Here is an 18,340-nt window from a genome sequence, read left to right as displayed (position 1 = left end):
TTTTGCGTCAGTCCTACAAGTAATTTATTGTTACTCTTCAACCTCTCCATGAAGTGTAAAGTTCTTGTCTTCTAAGATTTTCTGTATTGGGTGTTGTGGGATGGGGTTTTGTTTCACACAGAGGCTCAAAAAAGAAGGGGAGAGTGATTTTTTTCACAACTGCTCCCTAGCCTCTAACCCCTAGCCTTTAAGTAAAACTTTCCCAGGCTTGAGCCAGCAATTGACTTAGCCAACGACGTTGCTGTCTATCTAGCAATGGATCATCTTCGAGGACTTGTGCGGTTAAGTCTTCCAAAGATTTACCTTGAGAACGGACAATTTTAATTACTCCTGCGATCGCAGAAGCTACAAGTTCTTCATCAACTGGCTTTTGTTGTAACGCAAGAATATCTTGAGGGCTATCTGGAATGGGATAATTCATGGCGTGGGTTTACAAAGTTACAAAATGAATAAAAAAAATTTGACAAATTATTAAAAGTTCTTTACAGAATCTTTATTTGAGTAATAGGGCGGAGTTTACAGGAATTTTCGCAGTTAATAAATCTGCCGAAATGAGTATTTTAAGCGGAGATGTCAAAGACACATGAAAGAAGTCCTTTATTTAGAAGTGCCAATTCCAGACACAGCAGCGGTACGTCAATGGCTACAAGTAGATTTTCAACCAGAATTTGGCGAAAAATCCCTAACTCCAGATGGCTTCTGCCTGAAATTACCTACAGACTATACAGCATCTGACCAGACTATTTCCGAAAAATTACCGACAGAACTATCAATTTTTGTGTGGTCAGTGCAGAGAACTACCTATTTAAAGGTCTTCCGTTGGTCAGATCAGCCTTTCCCCCAAGAGAAGGAAATTTTGCTACGTCTTAAGACAGAAATCAGGCGACACTTTCCGCATCAGTACCCCAAGCCACCAGTTATTGATTTATCCCAACAATCAATTTTTGAAGCTTTAGCGCCATATTACCCACTCACGGTTAAATATTTTCAGAAAATGCCGAATGGCAAATACGACCTCACACGCGCCTATTGGTGGGAACAACGCTGGCGCGAAGGTGTGCGTCATCCCCAAGCGCCACGTCAGGTAGTGTTTGCCAATCCCAAATCTCAAACCCAAAATTCAAAATTGGATTATGACTTAATTTACATTGGTGGCGCACTAGGGGTTGTCCATGCGGCGGTGATGGCTAAATTGGGATATAAAGTGCTGTTGGTGGAACGTTTACCTTTTGGCAAGATGAACCGCGAATGGAATATTTCGCGTGATGAATTACAGAGTTTATTAAATCTGGGTTTGGTGACAAGCAGCGAGTTGGAAAGCATTATTGTCAGGGAATATAAAGACGGATTTAATAAATTTTTTGATGGTAATAATCCGCCAAAATTGCGATCGCCAATTCTCCACACTCCCACAGTCTTGAATATTGCCCTAGACTCAGAAAAATGGTTGCAGCTGTGCGGTCAGAAGCTACGGGCGGCTGGCGGTGAGATTTGGGACGAAACCGAATTTATCCGCGCAGATATTAATAATTCTCAAGTTGTCGCTACAGTTCAGCATTTACCCAGTCAAACAGAAAAGCAAGCAACTGGGCGGTTGTTAGTCGATGCAATGGGAACCGCTTCACCAATTGCATGGCAATTAAACGGTGGTCGGGCTTTTGATAGTGTTTGTCCAACTGTGGGTGCAGTGGTGGATGGCGGATTTGAACCACAAGTTTGGGATTCTCAATATGGTGATGTGCTGTACAGTCACGGTGATATTTCGCGGGGGAGACAATTGATTTGGGAATTGTTTCCCGGCGCGGGTGAGGAACTGACAATTTATTTGTTTCATTACCACCAAGTCCACCTCGACAACCCCGGTTCTCTATTGGAAATGTACGAGGACTTTTTCACAATTCTGCCAGAGTATCGGCGCTGTGACATGGATAAATTGGTGTGGAAAAAACCGACATTTGGCTATATTCCAGGGCATTTTAGTGTGAGTAGTAGCGATCGCAAAGTTGCTTTTGATAGATTAATTGCGATCGGTGATGCTGCTTCTCTCCAATCTCCCTTGGTATTTACTGGCTTTGGTTCTTTGGTGCGGAACTTGGAAAGGTTGACAACTCTATTAGATACCGCCCTCAAACATGACTTATTAAGTTTTCGCCACTTAAATCAAATTCGCGCTTATCAAAGCAATGTCTCAATTACCTGGCTATTTTCTAAAGGGATGATGGTTCCGACGGGGAAATTTATCCCACCCCAGCGTATTAACTCAATGTTGAATACTTTCTTTGGGTTATTAGCCAGTGAACCGCCAGAAGTTGCGGATAATTTCATCAAAGATAGATGTGATTGGTTCACCTTTAACCGCCTCGCACTCAAAGCCGCCCGGAAAAACCCCGCCTTGCTGTTGTGGATTTGGGAACTAGCTGGCCCTAGAGATTTATTCAGGTGGTTAGGTAGTTATTTTAACTTTAGTCAATATGCCTTAGTTAGTACTGTGTTGAGTTCTTGGTTCCCGCGCTTCCTGGGACAAATTCAACCGTGGCTGGAACCTCGAAACCCGGTATTGTGGTTACAATTATTAGCATTACGCTACGCAATTACCACAGGTAAACCGCGATCGCTCAACCAAACATCCACCGTCAACCCAGAAGCAGTAATTCCAATTCGTAATTCGTGAGTTAAAAAGAATGATTCCGGTTTGGAGTTGAGAATGGCTCAAATTTCCTACAATGCTTTAGCTCTCATAGCACCTGATTGTAATATTACACTTGCAGATGCGGAGATCAAGCTTGTCCAGTTTTTTAATCGTGATTCTACTAAGCCATCAATGAGTGTTTCACGGGGTGATAACCGTCTGAGATTAACTTTTGATGGCTGGTCACTGTACATTTATTTAGATACAGAACCATCTGTTTTACAAGAATCACAGGAAATGGCAAATCGCTTTGGTCACAATCATCCAGACAAAGCAATGATCGCCACCTGCAATTCCCGACTAGAAATTACTTCTGATGCAGATGAGAATATGGATCATTTCAATGATTATGTGTTGTCGATTGAACAGTTAAGTAAGATTCTGGGGATATTTGTACTTGAGATGGCAACTCTAGAATTTGTTTAGCCTCAAGAAAAATTAAGTTTGGTGTTGCGATCGCAATACCAAACTTAATATCTTAACTGTCATTACCAATCAAACTGAGACACCACAAAACCTATCACCTTCTATATCTAGCTATTAGGGCGAAAATTTGGCAATTCTACAGATGCTAACGATTTACGTCCCTTGGGTGGACGCTGGGGATAAACCACTGGTGACGGTGATTGAGCATCATTACTGTAATCAACCAAAGTTTCTGAGGGTAATTCTGTCTCTGATGGTTCCTCAGTATTTTCTGGTGTAGTTTCTGACCAAAAATTTTCTGACTCTTCTGTTGTCTTCTTCGTCAACGGTACAGTAAAAGAAATCGGTAAATTTTTATCTGGTAAAATTGTTGACTCTTCAATTACTGTTGTAGGCACAGTAATCGGTGAATGATTTTCTGTTTCTAATGCGACAAATTGCTGTTCTAGGGTAGTTTCTGGCTGTGCTTCATCTGTTGCCCAACTTTCCCAAAGAGGTTTTTCAGTTTGATTACTGGTGACATTAGTTTCACCGTTAACAGGTGGTGTTGTTCCCGGTTGAGAAGCAAAAAACATTTGGATGAGACTATCTATTTGCTCATCTAGTTTGGCTGATGAATCTCCTAGTGCATCTGTTTCGGAGGTAATTGGCTCATCATCGGTTTCTGTGGAAGTATCAGGTTCAGTAGCTGCGGGTGTTTCTTCCTGAGTCGGCCAGTTCCAAGGTGATGAGGGTTGGGGAGTGGGGTTACTATAGCTGGATGCGGGTGGAACGGAAGATTCACCCCAAGGATGAGCGACATTTTCCGCCGGAGATTCTGGTTCTGCTGACCAAGGTCTAATAGGTTGTACGTTAGGAAATAAAGACCGGGCTTTTCTCGAAAATCGGCTTTGTTTAGTAGTACTGCTGTAATTATTACTTGTTGTTTCGTCGGATGAGTCGTCGTTAGCAGTAGGTGGTTCGAGACATTTTTCTAAAGCTGCTTTAAATTGCAGGGTTTGACGCTGTTGGCGCATCAGGCGAGTCCGCAACTCTCGACAAGTAGTTTCTGACTGCAACACTTGTTGAGACTGTTCATGATAGCTAGTTTGCAATAAGGCACATTCTCGTTCTAACTGGGCGAGACGTTGCTGACTAATTTGCAACTGTGCTTTATAAGTTTCAATCAAAGTTTCTTGACGTTGAACGGTTTGTGCTGTGGTGTCTAGCTGTTGAAAGAGTGACTGAATTTGTTCTTGGGCTGCAATTAGTTCTTGAGCTTGTTGATTTAGCATTGATTCAGTAACGCTAGAGCGCCTTTTTTGCCACTGCAAAGCTTTTTCTGACTCAGCTAATTCATCTTTAAGATGCTCGACTTGTTCGTACAATTCATTGTTTGCTGTACGCAGTTCTTCATTTAACAAGAGCAGTTTCTGAAATTCTTCATCAATGACTGCTTGTTGTTCACTATGCGGTTCTGCTACCCAGTCTTCTGGGGTAACATTTTCCACAGCTTCAGAATTTTGCAGTTCTTGTGGTGTTTCTTCTGCTGGTTTGAGGAGTGGCAATTGCCTAATAGCCAGATTTTCAGAAGGCACAACTGCATAAAAAGGACAGCTTGTTGGCTCTGGTTGTAGCGAGTTAGCAGAATTGAGAGATTCCATCACAGCCCTGTTGTTTGAGGTGTCCGCTTCATTCATCACTCTTGACCCATCCACCTAAAGATACTCAGCGATGCTCAGTTCAGCATTGCTTATCAACTTTGTTCGCTCGGCCTTGAATTTAGAGACTAAGTTGAATTTTTCCCAAGCATGAGTCACTAGTTACGAGCTAGTGTTCCCATTTTGCATCTAGAATTGAAGACGTTATAACATTTTGACCCAATAAACCGTCAACCTGAGACTGGATGAGGTTTTGATGCCAAATGTTACTGTGTACGGACTTCAGCATAAATGCTGGACAAAGGTAGTATCTAGGTTGGTTTGGGTAAACAATCTTTGGTAGTAACAGCTGCCTGGCAAAAATTCAGGCGCTAGATAAATATCTGCGCTGTATATAATTTACCAAACACCTTGGTGATCAGGGAACAGGGGTGTGAGACTACAGGGGAATTAAGGGTGTGTACTTCGACTGCCCTCAGTAACCAGGTTGAGGGTGTAGGGTGTAGAAATGGTAGCGACAGCGTAACCCAACAAAATCTTGATGATTTTGGGTTCCATAAAAATTAAGATATCTTCTCATTAAAATACATTTTATTAGCTGTATTTAATCGCGCTCTGACAATTATCAAAATGGCTAAAAGGACTGTAGAACTATTATTTAAAGTTCCGTCTGATATCCCTAATAAATCTGAAGCATTACTTTGGGCAAAAGCTTATGGAAATAATTTTCTCCTAGCTGTGAGCGAATGTCCCAGAGGAGATTGGTTGATTTGGATGAAAGAATGGCATCTCGGCATCATGGAAACTACTGCTGCTGTTGAATTAGTATTACCTGATATATCTGATTACCATTTATTGTTTCAATATCTAGAAGCTGCTGTCAGAATTCTCCTGATTGGTTCCCGACGCGGTATCAATAGCATTATTCACTGGCTGTATCGTCTTGGCTTTGCCGAAGTAGCAGCTTGGAGTAAGCAGCAAATTGCACCAAACAGTGAAGATCAGCAAATGATGAGTATTACGGTTAAACAAGTAACTCTAGATTGAGGACTAAAAAAGCGATCGCACTACACAAGCGATCGCTCTTTTTTCAATAACCCAATATCGCCACCAAAATCTTAATTAGCTCTTCTATATCCGCAGGGACTCTATATAAGTTTAAATCCTGAGTGATTTGTTTATTTTCTCGATTTAATACACCAAATTGCCAGATATCACCTGTAGAAATAGACCCTTGTAAGTAAACTTCTTGAGAATCAGTCCACGTATCTAAAGCAATTAATTCTACAGCTAGTTGGGTAAATCCTCTGGCTAAATCAGCATTTTTAGCTTCTACAACTAAAAGTTTCTGGTCAGTATGCAAATAGTAATCAAGGGAACCTTTTAACTGTTCTGTAACAGTCAAAGGATATTCAATTCTTAGTTGAGCGCGGGTGTAATGAATAACATCTAATAAAATCGGCGCGATTAATAACTCTCTCCGGGCTGCTTCACTAGTTAAACTAATATATGGCAAACTTTCTTCTATGCGAGATTTGAGATTGATCAATCTGTCTAATTCAGCATTTGATTTTGGCAAATTTAGAGTAGAACGTTTTAAAGAATAACCAAATTCAGCCAAGATATCTTCTGGCTCAAATGACATCTCAAAATAACTTTTAAAAGTGTAAGACTGATTTGGTTGGAGGATAGGAATTTTACTCATATATTTCAGAGAGGCTAGAGGTTAGGGACTAGAGAAATGCACCTCATTTAGATAAACAATCCTAAGTTAGCTATAAACAAATCTACTCCCTATTCCCCACTCCCGACTCCCTACTTCGTCAATAACCGCCGACGCAGCAAATCCAAGGCTGTACAGGCGCTTAAATGACGAATAAACCAGCGATCGCGCATTGTCCCAAAACGATGCTCAAAACTTTTCACTTCATCATTCGGCCCGGCTAAACCGATATAAACTAAACCCACAGGCTTGGTATCCGTTCCGCCACCAGGGCCAGCAATCCCAGTAATACTGAGTCCCCAAGTAGTTTCCAAGCAGCTTTTCACGCCAATTGCCATTTGTTCCGCAACCACAGGACTCACAGCCCCAAATTTCTCTAAATCTTCTGGGTTCACCCCCAATAACCGCACCTTTGCCGAGTTGTCGTAAGAAATTACCCCACCCCAAAAATAATCAGAACTACCAGCAATTTCTGTGAACATTTGCCCCAGTCCACCACCAGTACAAGATTCAGCTACTGATACTGTTTCGCCTGCTGAACGCAACAACTCACCAACCACAGAAGCTAAAGTATCATCATCAGCACCATAACAATCTAACCCTGCAATTTCTTTCAGTTGTTGTTCAATAGGTGCAATCAATTCCTCGGCGGCGGCTTCTGATGCTGCTTTGGCAGAAATTCTTAGTCTTACCTCTCCCTTACCCGCATAAGGTGCAACTGTCGGGTTGGGTAAGTTGAAATAAGAAGACACTTTTTCCGCTAAAGCCGATTCTCCAATACCCCAAAATCTTAAACTCCGGCTATAAATAATTTCCTTACCCCAACCTTGGCTTTGCAGAAATGGTACTGCTGTTTCGTACCACATCCTGTGCATTTCACTAGGAACACCAGGGAAGGTAAAAATCGTAATTTCAGAACGAGGTTGCCAAATAATCCCCGGTGCGGTTCCTGTAGGGTTGGGTAAAACTTCAGCGCCTTGGGGAATTAAAGCTTGCTTGCGGTTAGTAGGAGTCATCACTCGACCCCGTTGAGCAAATTTCTGAGTAATATCTTCGATAATTTCTGGATCTTCTACTAAAGGTGCGCCAAAAAAATCTGCAATAGTTTCACAAGTTAAATCATCTGGCGTGGGGCCAAGACCACCAGTAAAAATTAAAATATTCGCTCTAGCAATAGCAATTTCAATAACTTGCTTTAATCTTTCGGGATTATCCCCCACCACGGTTTGATAATAGTGAGGAATGCCGAGTTTCGCTAATTGTTGGGCGAGGAATTGAGAATTACTGTTGAGGATATCGCCTAATAGCAGTTCAGTACCAACACAAATAATTTCTGCACTCATGTAATTAAAGCAAAAGGTAAAAGAAACAGGCTTAATCTAAATAGAATTCAGAAGTCAGGAGTCAGAAGGGTGGATAAACTTTGAAATACCCAGCTAAGTCTTTCGCTCATTAGTGGTGGTTTTTCCTCCACTTATTAATTCTGAATTCTGAATTCTGACTTCTGTATTCTTATTTAAAATACTGTATTTCTTTTACCTTGCTAGTTTTTACTTTTGCTGAGAGCGTTTCCAAACTCGCCAACTGGTGTAAGTTAACAATGAAGTTGTACCAAAAGCATAAGCAATACCACTAGGGATACCAGCTATGGCTAAAGCTAAACTGCCAACCCAGAGTGTGAGTGTATAAATAAATAACACAGTCCAGCGATGAGATAAACCAGCTTGTAGTAATCTATGGTGCAAGTGACATCTATCTGCTACCCAAGGCAATTGACCACGACGAATGCGAGTCAAAATGACTGCGGACATATCTAAAATTGGTACTGCCAAAATTAAATAAGGCAAAATTACGGCGGTAAAAGCTGGAACTTTCACCAAACCAATTACGCCTACAGCCGCTAGGGTGAATCCCATAAAATAAGACCCACCATCTCCCATAAAGATTTGGGCGGGGTTGAAATTATAGCGGAGAAAACCTAATGCTGCGCCAGCTAAAGCAGCTGCAATTAAGGCTGCGGCTGGTTGGTGCATAAATAAGGACACCAAAAGCATAACTATGGCTGCAATTCCCGACACACCAGCAGCTAAACCATCTAAACCGTCAATCCAGTTGATAGCATTTACCATCCCCACCAGCCAAATCACGGTAATCGGTAAACTTAGCCAGTTCAAGTCAACTATCCCAATTGTGGGGACTTTGATAAAGTCTATACTTACACCTGCTTTCCACGCCCCAGCAGCAACAATTACTTGTAAAATCAATCTTCCCAAGGGAGATAGATTGAGTAAATCGTCTGCTAAACCAATGAGAAAAAAGCCTAAACCCCCCAAGGTAACGCCCCAAATTTGCCATTCTTTGTCAGGCGGTAAATTAGCAAATCCACCTAGCCACCAAACAATGAGTAAGGAAATAAGAGTACCTGCGAAGATAGAAACTCCTCCAAGACGTACCATTGGGCGTTCATGAACTTTTCGACCACCAGGTTTATCTACAGTTCCACTTTTTATACCAATGTTTTTTACATCAGGCGTAGTCCAGAGAACAACTACGGCTGCGACTAGGAAGGCAATCAGATGATAAATCTGAGCAGGCATCTGTATTTTAAATTAAGTAGTGGTTAAGACAAAACTCTGCCGAGGGAGGGTTCTACTTAATATCTACTACATTTTCGATGTTTATCAGCAGAAGATTTTTAAGTTAAAAGGTAAAAGGCAAAAGGAAAAACCAATAATCCTTTTGCCTTTTTACCCTTCGGATTCGCCACTTGACGACAGTTGCCTCAAGTCGGGAGACCCTTTCAGCAGTTCCTCCTGGGGGAAACACCCAAGACCGGACTGCTTCACCACGGCACTGTCTCCTTTATGCCGGGAAACCCGTCCACCGCAGTGGCTCACTTTTAACTTTTGACTTTATGCTAGTGCTGGTACGGGAATTTGCAGGTGGGGATATAGGGGGAAGCGATCGCACAATGCGGCTACTCGACGTTTACAATCAGCTGCGACTGCTTCTGATTCGGGGTTGAGTAGGCGATCGGCAATAATATCACCAATTTCAGTAAACTCTGCTACACCCAGTCCTCTGGTAGTCATGGCTGGAGAACCTAGTCTCAAACCACTGGTAACAAAGGGCGATTGGGGATCAAAGGGTACGGTATTTTTATTAGCAGTAATATTTACACCACTCACCAGTTGATCGGCTTGTTTGCCTGTCAAACCAATGGAGCGTAAATCTACCAGCATCAAATGGTTATCTGTGCCGTCAGACACCAACTTTAAGCCACGGTTTTGCAGTTGTGTGGCTAAAGCTCGTGCATTTTCAATTACCTGTGCAGAATAGGTTTTAAACTCTGGCTTTAAGACTTCGCCAAAAGCCACTGCTTTCGCTGCAATGACGTGTTCTAACGGCCCGCCTTGAGTTCCGGGGAAAACTGATTTATCAAGCTTTTTACCTAGTTCTGCGTCTTTAGTTAAAATTAATCCGCCTCTGGGGCCGCGCAGGGTTTTGTGAGTAGTCGTTGTAACAACGTCACAATAAGGAAGGGGGTCGGGATGTAAGCCAGAAGCCACTAAACCAGCGATGTGAGCAATATCAGCCAGTAAGTAAGCACCAACTTCATCAGCAATGCTACGGAATTTTTCAAAGTCAATAATCCGGGGATAAGCAGAATAACCACAAATCAAGAGCTTGGGACGCTCCCTTAACGCCAGCTCTCGAATTTGGTCGTAGTCGAGTTGTTCTGTTTCTTTGCTAACACCGTAGTGGCTGACTTGGAACCACTTACCCGAAACGTTGACAGGCGAACCGTGAGTCAGGTGTCCACCATGAGACAAATCCATCCCCATGATTTTGTCGCCTGGTTCGAGTAAAGTCAGGAAAACTGCAAAGTTTGCTTGAGCGCCGGAATGGGGTTGGACGTTAGCATGAGCCGCACCAAACATTTGTTTAGCGCGGTCAATGGCAATCTGCTCGACTTTATCAACAAATTCACAGCCGCCATAATAACGTTTACCAGGCAGTCCTTCAGCATATTTATTAGTTAAGACTGAACCTTGAGCCGCGAGAACAGCTGCAGAGGTAAAGTTTTCACTCGCAATCAATTCTAGGTGGTCGCGTTGACGCTGGAGTTCTTCATTTATTAATCCGGCGATCGCAGGGTCAGAAGATGCAAGAAAATCTGAATTAGTCCTAGTCACTTTAACTATCCTTAGTGGAAATTTGGACAATGGTATTTTTTGGGACTGAGTTTCCAAGGAATAACTCGCAGTCAAATATTTACATTGCCAGATTTATTGACTGCCGACTATTCACTATTGGTAGTAACTGAAAATTGATTACTTAGCTCCCAGCCCGATGAAGTCCCATTGATGTGTTAATTATTATAAAGCTCTTTCTGGAACATGAACTTAACAGTTATCTAGAGAATACAACAAACACTATTCATTCTTGGGTTAAAAATTGATGTATTGAGTTATGACTCCATAACTCAATCTCCGAAAGACTCAACATACAATAAACTTAAGGTTCACTGAGGAATCTTTGGCGATTACCTCATTTTTCTCAAAAAGAGTGTTAGAGCAGCAACACAGCCCTACTACGCAGCTAAACCAAAGCAATTTGGCTTTGATGTACAGCTTGGGTAAATTCTGTCATCAGCAGTTCTTGAGCTACCAACAAAAATTTTTTGAGCTGAACCAAGATAGATAATTTGGAAATTAACAGGAGGTTTTTGGATGTTAGTCATTTTAATGGATGATCAAATCCTTGCTCCTGAGCAAGTTTGTCAGACTTGTGTACTTGCAAATAGGAGTGGTCAACCCCGTTGGCACGGTGGACAACTGCATTGTGGTCAAGCGATTCGCAAACTCACCGAACAACAGCCAGAGCAGTATGAGTGTATCATGGGCTTTCGGGTTGCCGAAATTCAATGATTTTCGTTTCTGGGAGACTAGACAACTGCGTTATCCTAGGCTCAAGTAACTCTGAAAATTCTGCCACAGGAGAACGCAAAATGGCCTGGCGTGGTTCGACAAACTTTTCTGATCGCATTTTTGCTTGTTTACCTTATTTACTACCTTTGATTGAGGTACTAAGTTTTGGGTTTGTTTTATTACAACAGTTCCCTGCGCTGACCGTTGTGTTTGGGCCTGTATTAATTTTATGGTCATTATATAGGCGTGTAAGATTTGCTGGATTAATTATTTTCTTTGCTTTATGGCTGTTAGTAGTCAGAAACGAAAATATCTCTCACTTCATTCGTTTCAACACCATGCAAGCAATTCTTTTAGACATTATTATCTTTTTGTGTGGCATTCTTACTGATATTGTGGGGCTAATTCCTAATGGTGGCTTTGCCTTGCAGACTCTATACAGCACTATTTTTCTGGGCATAGTAGCAGCAGTAGGATATTCAGTTATCCAGTCGCTTTTGGGACGTTACGCAGAAATTCCCGCAATTTCCGATGCTGTTTATATGCAGGTGCGGTAGCTGGATGGATGAATTAGGGGCTAGAGGTTAGGGGCTAGGGGTTAGTTTTTTGACTCAGCACTCAGCACTAATTACCTGGCTACGATGGTGTTTTCTAGACGACCAATGCCTTCAATTTCGATCCGGATGCGATCGCCTATATGCAAGGGGCCAATACCTAATGGTGTACCTGTCAATACCACATCCCCTGGCATCAGGGTCATCACTTTACTGATGTAAGATACCAAAACATCAGGAGGAAAAACCATCTGATCAATCCCCGCAGATTGCACGGGATTTGGCTCATCATTGATGAAAGTCTGCAATCTCGCACCTGGATTTAATTCTCGGACAATCCAAGGGCCGAGGGGACAGAAGGTATCAAACCCCTTGGCTCTAGTCCATTGACCATCTTTTTGTTGTAAATCTCGCGCTGTCACATCATTGGCGATTGTATAACCCCAAATTTTAGTTTGGGCTTCTTCTGGGGTGCAGTCACAAGCGCGATCGCCGATTACCAGGGCTAATTCACCTTCATAATCAACTCTGTGAGACTGAATGGGATATTTGATGTTAGCATCAGTCGCAATAATTGATGTTGGCGGTTTGAGGAAAATCAATGGCTCACTCGGCACAGGTGTTCCCATCTCGGCTGCGTGGTCTGCATAATTCTTACCAACCGCTATTATTTTTGAGGGAGCGCAAGGCGACAGAATTTGGTAACTATCGGGCGCTAAAACTAAATCTGTTGGTTGTCCTTGTAACCAAGGCGGCGCGTCCAACACCTGCACATTCAGAGATAGTTGGAGCAACCCATAATAAATTTTGCCTTCTAGATTTTGAACTCGCACATAACGCTGTGCCATAACCTTGATAATATCCTTATTGTCTGCAATTAAAAGCCGTAAGCACTAAAGAATTTTCAGCCATGAGAGCCAGGAGTTAATAGCCCCCTTTGGGAAGCATACCTGTTGATTCAGCCAATAGATCAATTAATTTGCGGTTGTTTACCGGAAGAGGCAAGGGGAAAAGGTGCAGGGAGCAGAGGGGAGAATTTACCCAGTTACCCTGCATAGAGCCGAGCCGAAAATGGGTACCATCCCCGTCCTTTCAGGATACTTATACAGGGCAGATTCCCACATCCGTCCGTCTTCCCCTCTGCTCCCTGCTTTCTGCCCCTTTTCCTCTCATTGACTCCTTCTCATCCATAAAATAAATTTTTGCTAAAGTACGAATTTCGGCAGATTTTGCTGATGATTCATATAAAAAACTGGTAAGATTATAATTCCTTGTTGCTTCAGATGTTGAAGTATACGGATATTCTCTAGGGATATTTGTATCATTTAACGCAAGCAGCCAACTTGTCCAAAAGGAGATTTTCAACTCATGTCCACAGTTTACGAAACAATGTATATCCTGCGTCCTGATCTCAATGATGAGCAGGTAGATCAAGCGATCGCTAAATACCAAACCTTGATTCAAGAGCAAGGTGCCGAAAATATTGAAATTCAAAATCGGGGTAAGCGTCGTCTGGCTTACGAAATCAAAAAGCAACGGGATGGAATCTACATCCAAATGAACTACACCGGGACAGGAACCATTGTTGCTCCTTTAGAACGTGCGATGCGTTTGAGTGAAGAAGTAATTCGCTACTTGACCATTAAGCAAGAAGTTGCAGCACCAGCAGCAGAAAAAGTTGCCGTAACTGCCTAGTTACAGAAAGGCAAAAGTAAAAGGGCAAAAGTAAAAAGAAAGAGTGCTTTTCTTCTTAGCGTTGCACTTATTTCAATTGCTTGATTTACGTCATGCTGTACTAAAGACATAAATTTATGTACTGAGTAATGAGTATTTATACTACAAAACTCAGTACTAAACTCAGTAAAACAAAAATTTTTTTTTACCTTTGACTTTTTTGTGCTTCGGTTGGGAATGCTAAATTAACAAGTACTTGCCAAAGGCAGTACGATCGCCGTTATACCTAAGATGATCCAAGATTCGTCAACGGGAGCTGTAAGCCACTGTGAGCCAAACTGACATACCCAACATCCAAGCTCTCTCTCAGGAAGTGTCGCAATTGCGCCAAGAGTTGCAACTGCGAGACCAATTAGTGCAGCAGTTATCTCAAGAACTCTTCCGGCTGGTGAAGGGCAATGCTAATTTTATGCCCCAGCGTTCTGAATCAGAGCGCGATTTAAGTCAGTTGCAAGCGTTACGAGAACAATTACAAGCTGTTGAGCAGCAGGTAACTTTTTATCAAGAGCAAATCGCCACTCGTGATGGCGAGATTTATCAACTGCGCCAGTCTGTCCAAGAGTTAACAGACCGCAGCCGGATGTTGGAGCAGGTAGTACAAGAATTACCTCAAATTTATCGTCGGAAGTTTGAGGAACGGATGACTCCCATCAGAGAAAAAGTTGCTATTTTGCAACGAGAAAATCGCAAACTGCAAGCAGAACTGCAAAGCGTCAGCTATCGTTTGGCGCTGAAAACTCGTCATTCCAGTCACAGCGGTATTGACTTACCGAACTTTCCTCGCCCCACCACAGGACAAGGAAATGTTTCAGCAGTACAAAATGCTTAAAAAAATAAAGCCTGCGATTACAGGCTCTCAAAGTCTTTACTGTTCCTAAGTTGAGACTTTTATTTTATTTACTTTGTACAAGTGCGAAATTTTAGCTCTACAGCAATCTAGCGATCACTATCAATTTGTTCACAAGATAATTGCTCTTGGTAGACACTAACAATTTTTTTCTTGCTATATTTTTAGATTAGCTTGCTAGTGGCAAAAGCTGTTGATTAATCACATTGGTTATTTCTTCGTAAGTGTTAAAAATTTCAAAAACCGAATCCAACTGGGTCAGTTCTAAAATTAACCTTACAGGCGCTTTGGCATTACAAATCACTAATCGACAACCACATTGTCGGGCTGTTGTCAGTGCTTTAACTAACGGCACTAAACCAGAACTATCCATGAAATCTACGTCTGCGAGGTCAATGACCCAAAGTTGATCAGGCTGGGGTACTACTTCTGCCATGCTCTGGCTAAGAGCCATACCACCCTGCAAGTCTATGCTCCCTTGGGGTTTGAATAAAACCACTTGCAATTTTTGTGCGATAGTCATGTATTTATCTGGGTAGTTGAACTACTGGACAAAATGAAAATTGACATCAATACTGCACGGTTTCAACAATGAAAAATTGCTAATTTACAAGTACTGGGAACTTGATCGAATTAGCTTACGTATTCATGTCGTATAATTTGTACTAACTCTTCTAAATATAGGCACAAACGCCTAGTAAATTCAGTATCAATAGTAGCTTTTACAAGATTTTCATAATTTAGCGAGATTTTTGTAAATTTTTCATAAAAAATTTATAGATTTGTTTGAGATACTATGCAACTGTGTTATCGAAGCTTAAAAGCATAATAGTCAATACCAAATAAGTTATAAATATCTATGACTTACGCATAAAAACGGACAATCAGGGGTTGGGGAAAGGGTGAAAGGGTGTAGGGTGTAAGGGTTTGAGATACATACACCCCTAAATCCCTTCACCCTGACACCCAGTCTCCACAGAAAATATTTATGCGTAATGGTAAAACAGTACTTTGATTGACACTCCAGCCACAAACACGCCAAGATAGAGTAAAGGTAAAAAATTGTAAAGGCGGCGGTGCGGGATGTCTCTTGAATTTATTTCACTAGAAAACATCCAGGAATTTGCTCACCAGTATGGTTACTGGGCAATTTTTTTGGGAATTTTACTAGAAAACTTGGGCATTCCTCTTCCTGGTGAAACCGTCACCCTTGTCGGTGGGTTTCTAGCTGGTAGTGATGAACTAAGTTACTGGTTAGTTGTGGGTGATGCAGTTGCAGGTGCTGTGATTGGGGGTGCTTGCGGCTATTGGATTGGGAGACTGGGAGGTTGGCCTTTCCTGTTGCAAATCGGGAAAATATTTAGGATTTCTGAAGAAAAATTACTAAATATTAAAGAGCAATTTAGTCAAAATGCTATTAAAGCTGTATTTTTTGGTAGGTTTTTCGCATTGTTGCGAATTTTTGCGGCTCCATTAGCTGGAATTGCAGAAATACCTTTTCCAAAATTCTTCTTATATAACCTAGCAGGAGCAACCACCTGGGCTGCTGTGATGGTGACATTAGCTTTTTTTGCAGGCAAAGTAATTTCTTTAGAACAATTAGTTGCTTGGGTAAGCCAATTTGCGATCGCAGCCTTAGTCATTTTAGTCGCTGTGATTGCTATCCCTTTATGGTTGGAATCCCGACAAGTTAAGCGTGCAGCAGGCGAATAAATATAAGTAAAAAGTAAAAAGGCAAAAGTCAAAAGAAATAATTTTGACTTTTGCCTTTTATTTTTATGAAAATTTCAAACTTCCCACTATTTTCTGTAAACTAAATAACTACTGCTAATGCCTTCAAAGCTTCCTAACCCGGTAGGAGTTTTGATGAAAGTAGGCAAACTTCATTTAAGACAAAGATATGGCGCTTATAGTTCAGAAATTCGGTGGTACATCTGTCGGTTCAGTCGAACGTATCCAAGCTGTTGCACAGCGTGTCTCTAAAACAGTTAAAGCCGGAAACTCTTTGGTTGTGGTGGTTTCCGCAATGGGGAAAACTACAGATGGACTTGTTAAACTAGCCAGCGAAATTTCTCAAAATCCTAACCGCCGGGAAATGGATATGTTGCTGTCTACTGGGGAACAAGTGACGATCGCTTTACTGAGTATGGCATTGCAAGAAATTGGACAACCAGCAATTTCCATGACTGGCGCACAAGTAGGAATTGTGACAGAAGCAGAACACACCCGCGCCCGGATTTTGCATATCGAAACAGACCGCTTATTACGGCATATTAAGCAAGGTAAAGTAGTTGTGGTAGCTGGCTTTCAAGGCATATCCAGCACCGGAGAGTTAGAAATTACTACCTTGGGACGTGGTGGTTCTGACACTTCAGCCGTGGCTTTAGCCGCAGCCATCCAAGCAGATTTTTGTGAAATTTATACAGACGTACCAGGGATTTTAACTACAGATCCCCGCTTAGTTCCCGAAGCCCAGTTGATGGATGCGATTACCTGTAATGAAATGCTAGAACTGGCAAGCTTAGGAGCGAAAGTATTACATCCACGTTCAGTAGAAATCGCTAGAAACTATGGTGTACCTTTAGTAGTGCGGTCTAGTTGGACAGATGACCCTGGTACTTGGGTAACATCATCTAAACCCCAAGAGCGATCGCTGATCAATCTAGAAATTGCCCGTCCTGTGGATGCGGTAGAGTTTGACACTAACCAAGCCAGAGTCGCTTTATTGCGTGTACCGGATAAACCAGGGGTAGCAGCTAAGTTATTTGGGGAAATTGCTCGGCAAAATGTCGATGTAGACTTAATTATTCAATCAATCCATGAAGGTAATAGCAATGATATTGCCTTTACAGTCACCACACCGATATTAAAACGGGCAGAAGCAGTAGCATCAGCGATCGCACCTGCACTGAGAAATCCAGCCAACCCCAAATCAGACGAAGCCGAAGTGATGATTGAGCAAGACGTTGCCAAAGTCAGCATTTCTGGCGCAGGTATGATTGGCCGTCCTGGGGTAGCGGCTAAAATGTTTGCCACCCTCGCAGCAGCAGAGGTAAACATTCAAATGATTTCTACCAGCGAAGTCAAAGTCAGCTGTTTAGTAAATGCAACAGACTGCGATCGCGCCGTGGCTGCACTCAGTAACGCCTTTGAAATCCCAGCCAAAGGCGAAGTAGAGGAGACAATCACTAGAGAGCAAGAGGTAGTTCCTTGCCCCCCACCTCCTGCTCCCTGCCCCGTTTCTTCCCCTGTACGCGGTGTTGCTTTAGATATGAACCAAGCGCGTTTGGCGATTCGTCAAGTGCCAGATAAAGCAGGGATGGCGGCGAAATTGTTTGGCATATTGGCAAAGCACAATATCAGCGTTGATATGATTATTCAATCGCAACGCTGTCGCATCATTGATGGTGTTCCCAAACGAGATATTGCTTTTACAGTTCCACGGATGGACGGGGAAACTGCTCAAAAACTGCTAACTCAAGTTGCAGCAGAATTAGGCTGGGGTGAAGTTGTGTTAGATAGTGCGATCGCTAAAGTTAGTATTGTCGGTGCAGGTATGGTAGGACAACCAGGTGTAGCGGCCAAAATGTTTGAAGCGTTGGCGCAACACCAAATCAATATTCAAATGATTGCTACCTCAGAAATTAAAATTAGTTGTGTTGTCGCCCAAGAACAAGGCGTGAAAGCTTTACAAGTGATTCATGCAGCCTTTGATCTCGCCGGTAGTGAGAAATTCGTAGTCCCAGCATAAACTCAGCCATAATCAAAGTTTGACATAATTTTATCTGGGGATTTG

Annotated in this window: 17 protein-coding genes; 9 read left to right on the top strand and 8 right to left on the bottom strand. The window is 42.2% G+C overall.

Annotated features, from left to right (window positions below):
- Positions 1-187: 187 nt before the first annotated feature.
- On the bottom strand, positions 188-421 hold the full coding sequence (locus tag ACX27_RS02100; protein WP_062287777.1) for a hypothetical protein: 234 nt from the start codon (positions 419-421) through the stop codon (positions 188-190).
- A 162-nt stretch (positions 422-583) separates the two neighbouring features.
- On the opposite strand from ACX27_RS02100, the gene ACX27_RS02095 reads away from it, so the two are divergent.
- Both ACX27_RS02095 and ACX27_RS02090 read left to right on the top strand, forming a co-directional pair.
- On the top strand, positions 584-2,671 hold the full coding sequence (locus tag ACX27_RS02095; RefSeq protein ID WP_062287775.1) for an NAD(P)/FAD-dependent oxidoreductase: 2,088 nt from the start codon (positions 584-586) through the stop codon (positions 2,669-2,671).
- Positions 2,672-2,704: 33 nt separating this feature from the next.
- A complete protein-coding gene (locus ACX27_RS02090; protein WP_062287773.1) occupies positions 2,705-3,115 on the top strand; it encodes a hypothetical protein in 411 nt (136 codons plus the stop codon).
- Between the two features lie 107 nt (positions 3,116-3,222).
- Here ACX27_RS02090 and ACX27_RS02085 read toward each other — a convergent pair whose 3' ends face one another.
- Positions 3,223-4,794, bottom strand: a complete 1,572-nt coding sequence (locus tag ACX27_RS02085; protein WP_200929899.1) for a hypothetical protein — start codon at positions 4,792-4,794, stop codon at positions 3,223-3,225.
- Between the two features lie 591 nt (positions 4,795-5,385).
- Here ACX27_RS02085 and ACX27_RS02080 point away from each other — a divergent pair.
- Complete coding sequence (locus tag ACX27_RS02080; protein WP_062287769.1) at positions 5,386-5,802, top strand: hypothetical protein; 417 nt, start codon at positions 5,386-5,388, stop codon at positions 5,800-5,802.
- A gap of 43 nt (positions 5,803-5,845) precedes the next feature.
- On the opposite strand, the gene ACX27_RS02075 is transcribed toward ACX27_RS02080, so the two are convergent.
- From ACX27_RS02075 to glyA, 4 genes are all read right to left on the bottom strand, one after another.
- Positions 5,846-6,460 (bottom strand): hypothetical protein, encoded by a 615-nt coding sequence (locus ACX27_RS02075; protein ID WP_062287767.1) that lies wholly within the window; start codon positions 6,458-6,460, stop codon positions 5,846-5,848.
- Between the two features lie 110 nt (positions 6,461-6,570).
- A complete protein-coding gene (locus tag ACX27_RS02070; RefSeq protein ID WP_062287764.1) occupies positions 6,571-7,821 on the bottom strand; it encodes a competence/damage-inducible protein A in 1,251 nt (416 codons plus the stop codon).
- 207 nt (positions 7,822-8,028) lie between these two features.
- The gene (locus ACX27_RS02065) at positions 8,029-9,075 is read right to left on the bottom strand and encodes a glycosyltransferase family 4 protein (protein WP_062287761.1); all 1,047 of its coding nucleotides are present in this window, start codon (positions 9,073-9,075) and stop codon (positions 8,029-8,031) included.
- A gap of 315 nt (positions 9,076-9,390) precedes the next feature.
- A complete protein-coding gene (glyA, locus tag ACX27_RS02060) occupies positions 9,391-10,674 on the bottom strand; it encodes a serine hydroxymethyltransferase (RefSeq protein ID WP_062287758.1) in 1,284 nt (427 codons plus the stop codon).
- A 537-nt stretch (positions 10,675-11,211) separates the two neighbouring features.
- Between glyA and ACX27_RS02055 the strand changes: the two genes are divergently transcribed.
- Both ACX27_RS02055 and ACX27_RS02050 read left to right on the top strand, forming a co-directional pair.
- Positions 11,212-11,409 (top strand): hypothetical protein, encoded by a 198-nt coding sequence (locus ACX27_RS02055; RefSeq protein ID WP_062287755.1) that lies wholly within the window; start codon positions 11,212-11,214, stop codon positions 11,407-11,409.
- An 80-nt stretch (positions 11,410-11,489) separates the two neighbouring features.
- The gene (locus ACX27_RS02050) at positions 11,490-11,966 is read left to right on the top strand and encodes a Tic20 family protein (protein WP_062298079.1); all 477 of its coding nucleotides are present in this window, start codon (positions 11,490-11,492) and stop codon (positions 11,964-11,966) included.
- Between the two features lie 71 nt (positions 11,967-12,037).
- Here the strand turns inward: ACX27_RS02050 and ACX27_RS02045 are convergent, their stop codons facing one another.
- Positions 12,038-12,811, bottom strand: a complete 774-nt coding sequence (locus tag ACX27_RS02045) for a fumarylacetoacetate hydrolase family protein (protein ID WP_062287752.1) — start codon at positions 12,809-12,811, stop codon at positions 12,038-12,040.
- 520 nt (positions 12,812-13,331) lie between these two features.
- On the opposite strand from ACX27_RS02045, the gene rpsF reads away from it, so the two are divergent.
- Positions 13,332-13,658, top strand: a complete 327-nt coding sequence (gene rpsF / locus ACX27_RS02040) for a 30S ribosomal protein S6 (RefSeq protein ID WP_062287749.1) — start codon at positions 13,332-13,334, stop codon at positions 13,656-13,658.
- A 307-nt stretch (positions 13,659-13,965) separates the two neighbouring features.
- Positions 13,966-14,526 carry an Npun_F5560 family protein gene (locus ACX27_RS02035; RefSeq protein WP_062287746.1) on the top strand — a complete coding sequence of 187 codons (561 nt, stop codon included), beginning with the start codon at positions 13,966-13,968 and terminating at the stop codon, positions 14,524-14,526.
- A gap of 187 nt (positions 14,527-14,713) precedes the next feature.
- Here ACX27_RS02035 and ACX27_RS02030 read toward each other — a convergent pair whose 3' ends face one another.
- Positions 14,714-15,067: an STAS domain-containing protein gene (locus ACX27_RS02030; protein ID WP_062287743.1), complete on the bottom strand. Its 354-nt coding sequence runs from the start codon at positions 15,065-15,067 to the stop codon at positions 14,714-14,716.
- A 560-nt stretch (positions 15,068-15,627) separates the two neighbouring features.
- Between ACX27_RS02030 and ACX27_RS02025 the strand changes: the two genes are divergently transcribed.
- Together ACX27_RS02025 and ACX27_RS02020 are read left to right on the top strand one after the other, a co-directional pair.
- Complete coding sequence (locus ACX27_RS02025; RefSeq protein ID WP_062287740.1) at positions 15,628-16,257, top strand: DedA family protein; 630 nt, start codon at positions 15,628-15,630, stop codon at positions 16,255-16,257.
- A gap of 187 nt (positions 16,258-16,444) precedes the next feature.
- Positions 16,445-18,295 carry an aspartate kinase gene (locus ACX27_RS02020; RefSeq protein ID WP_062287737.1) on the top strand — a complete coding sequence of 617 codons (1,851 nt, stop codon included), beginning with the start codon at positions 16,445-16,447 and terminating at the stop codon, positions 18,293-18,295.
- Positions 18,296-18,340 lie beyond the last annotated feature (45 nt).

It is taken from the genome of Nostoc piscinale CENA21 (assembly GCF_001298445.1).
Lineage (GTDB): Bacteria > Cyanobacteriota > Cyanobacteriia > Cyanobacteriales > Nostocaceae > Nostoc_B > Nostoc_B piscinale_A.
The sequence above is the reverse complement of the archived record's forward strand: the minus strand, read 5'-3'. Positions and strand labels throughout refer to the sequence as shown.

Excerpts from the sequence above, each read along its gene's own strand:
- ACX27_RS02100 (WP_062287777.1), bottom strand. The coding sequence starts at position 421 with ATGAATTATCCCATTCCAGATAGCCCTCAAGATATTCTTGCGTTACAA.
- ACX27_RS02095 (WP_062287775.1), top strand. The coding sequence starts at position 584 with ATGAAAGAAGTCCTTTATTTAGAAGTGCCAATTCCAGACACAGCAGCG.
- ACX27_RS02090 (WP_062287773.1), top strand. The coding sequence starts at position 2,705 with ATGGCTCAAATTTCCTACAATGCTTTAGCTCTCATAGCACCTGATTGT.
- ACX27_RS02085 (WP_200929899.1), bottom strand. The coding sequence starts at position 4,794 with ATGAATGAAGCGGACACCTCAAACAACAGGGCTGTGATGGAATCTCTC.
- ACX27_RS02080 (WP_062287769.1), top strand. The coding sequence starts at position 5,386 with ATGGCTAAAAGGACTGTAGAACTATTATTTAAAGTTCCGTCTGATATC.
- ACX27_RS02075 (WP_062287767.1), bottom strand. The coding sequence starts at position 6,460 with ATGAGTAAAATTCCTATCCTCCAACCAAATCAGTCTTACACTTTTAAA.
- ACX27_RS02070 (WP_062287764.1), bottom strand. The coding sequence starts at position 7,821 with ATGAGTGCAGAAATTATTTGTGTTGGTACTGAACTGCTATTAGGCGAT.
- ACX27_RS02065 (WP_062287761.1), bottom strand. The coding sequence starts at position 9,075 with ATGCCTGCTCAGATTTATCATCTGATTGCCTTCCTAGTCGCAGCCGTA.
- ACX27_RS02055 (WP_062287755.1), top strand. The coding sequence starts at position 11,212 with ATGTTAGTCATTTTAATGGATGATCAAATCCTTGCTCCTGAGCAAGTT.
- ACX27_RS02050 (WP_062298079.1), top strand. The coding sequence starts at position 11,490 with ATGGCCTGGCGTGGTTCGACAAACTTTTCTGATCGCATTTTTGCTTGT.
- ACX27_RS02045 (WP_062287752.1), bottom strand. The coding sequence starts at position 12,811 with ATGGCACAGCGTTATGTGCGAGTTCAAAATCTAGAAGGCAAAATTTAT.
- rpsF (WP_062287749.1), top strand. The coding sequence starts at position 13,332 with ATGTCCACAGTTTACGAAACAATGTATATCCTGCGTCCTGATCTCAAT.
- ACX27_RS02030 (WP_062287743.1), bottom strand. The coding sequence starts at position 15,067 with ATGACTATCGCACAAAAATTGCAAGTGGTTTTATTCAAACCCCAAGGG.
- ACX27_RS02025 (WP_062287740.1), top strand. The coding sequence starts at position 15,628 with ATGTCTCTTGAATTTATTTCACTAGAAAACATCCAGGAATTTGCTCAC.
- ACX27_RS02020 (WP_062287737.1), top strand. The coding sequence starts at position 16,445 with ATGGCGCTTATAGTTCAGAAATTCGGTGGTACATCTGTCGGTTCAGTC.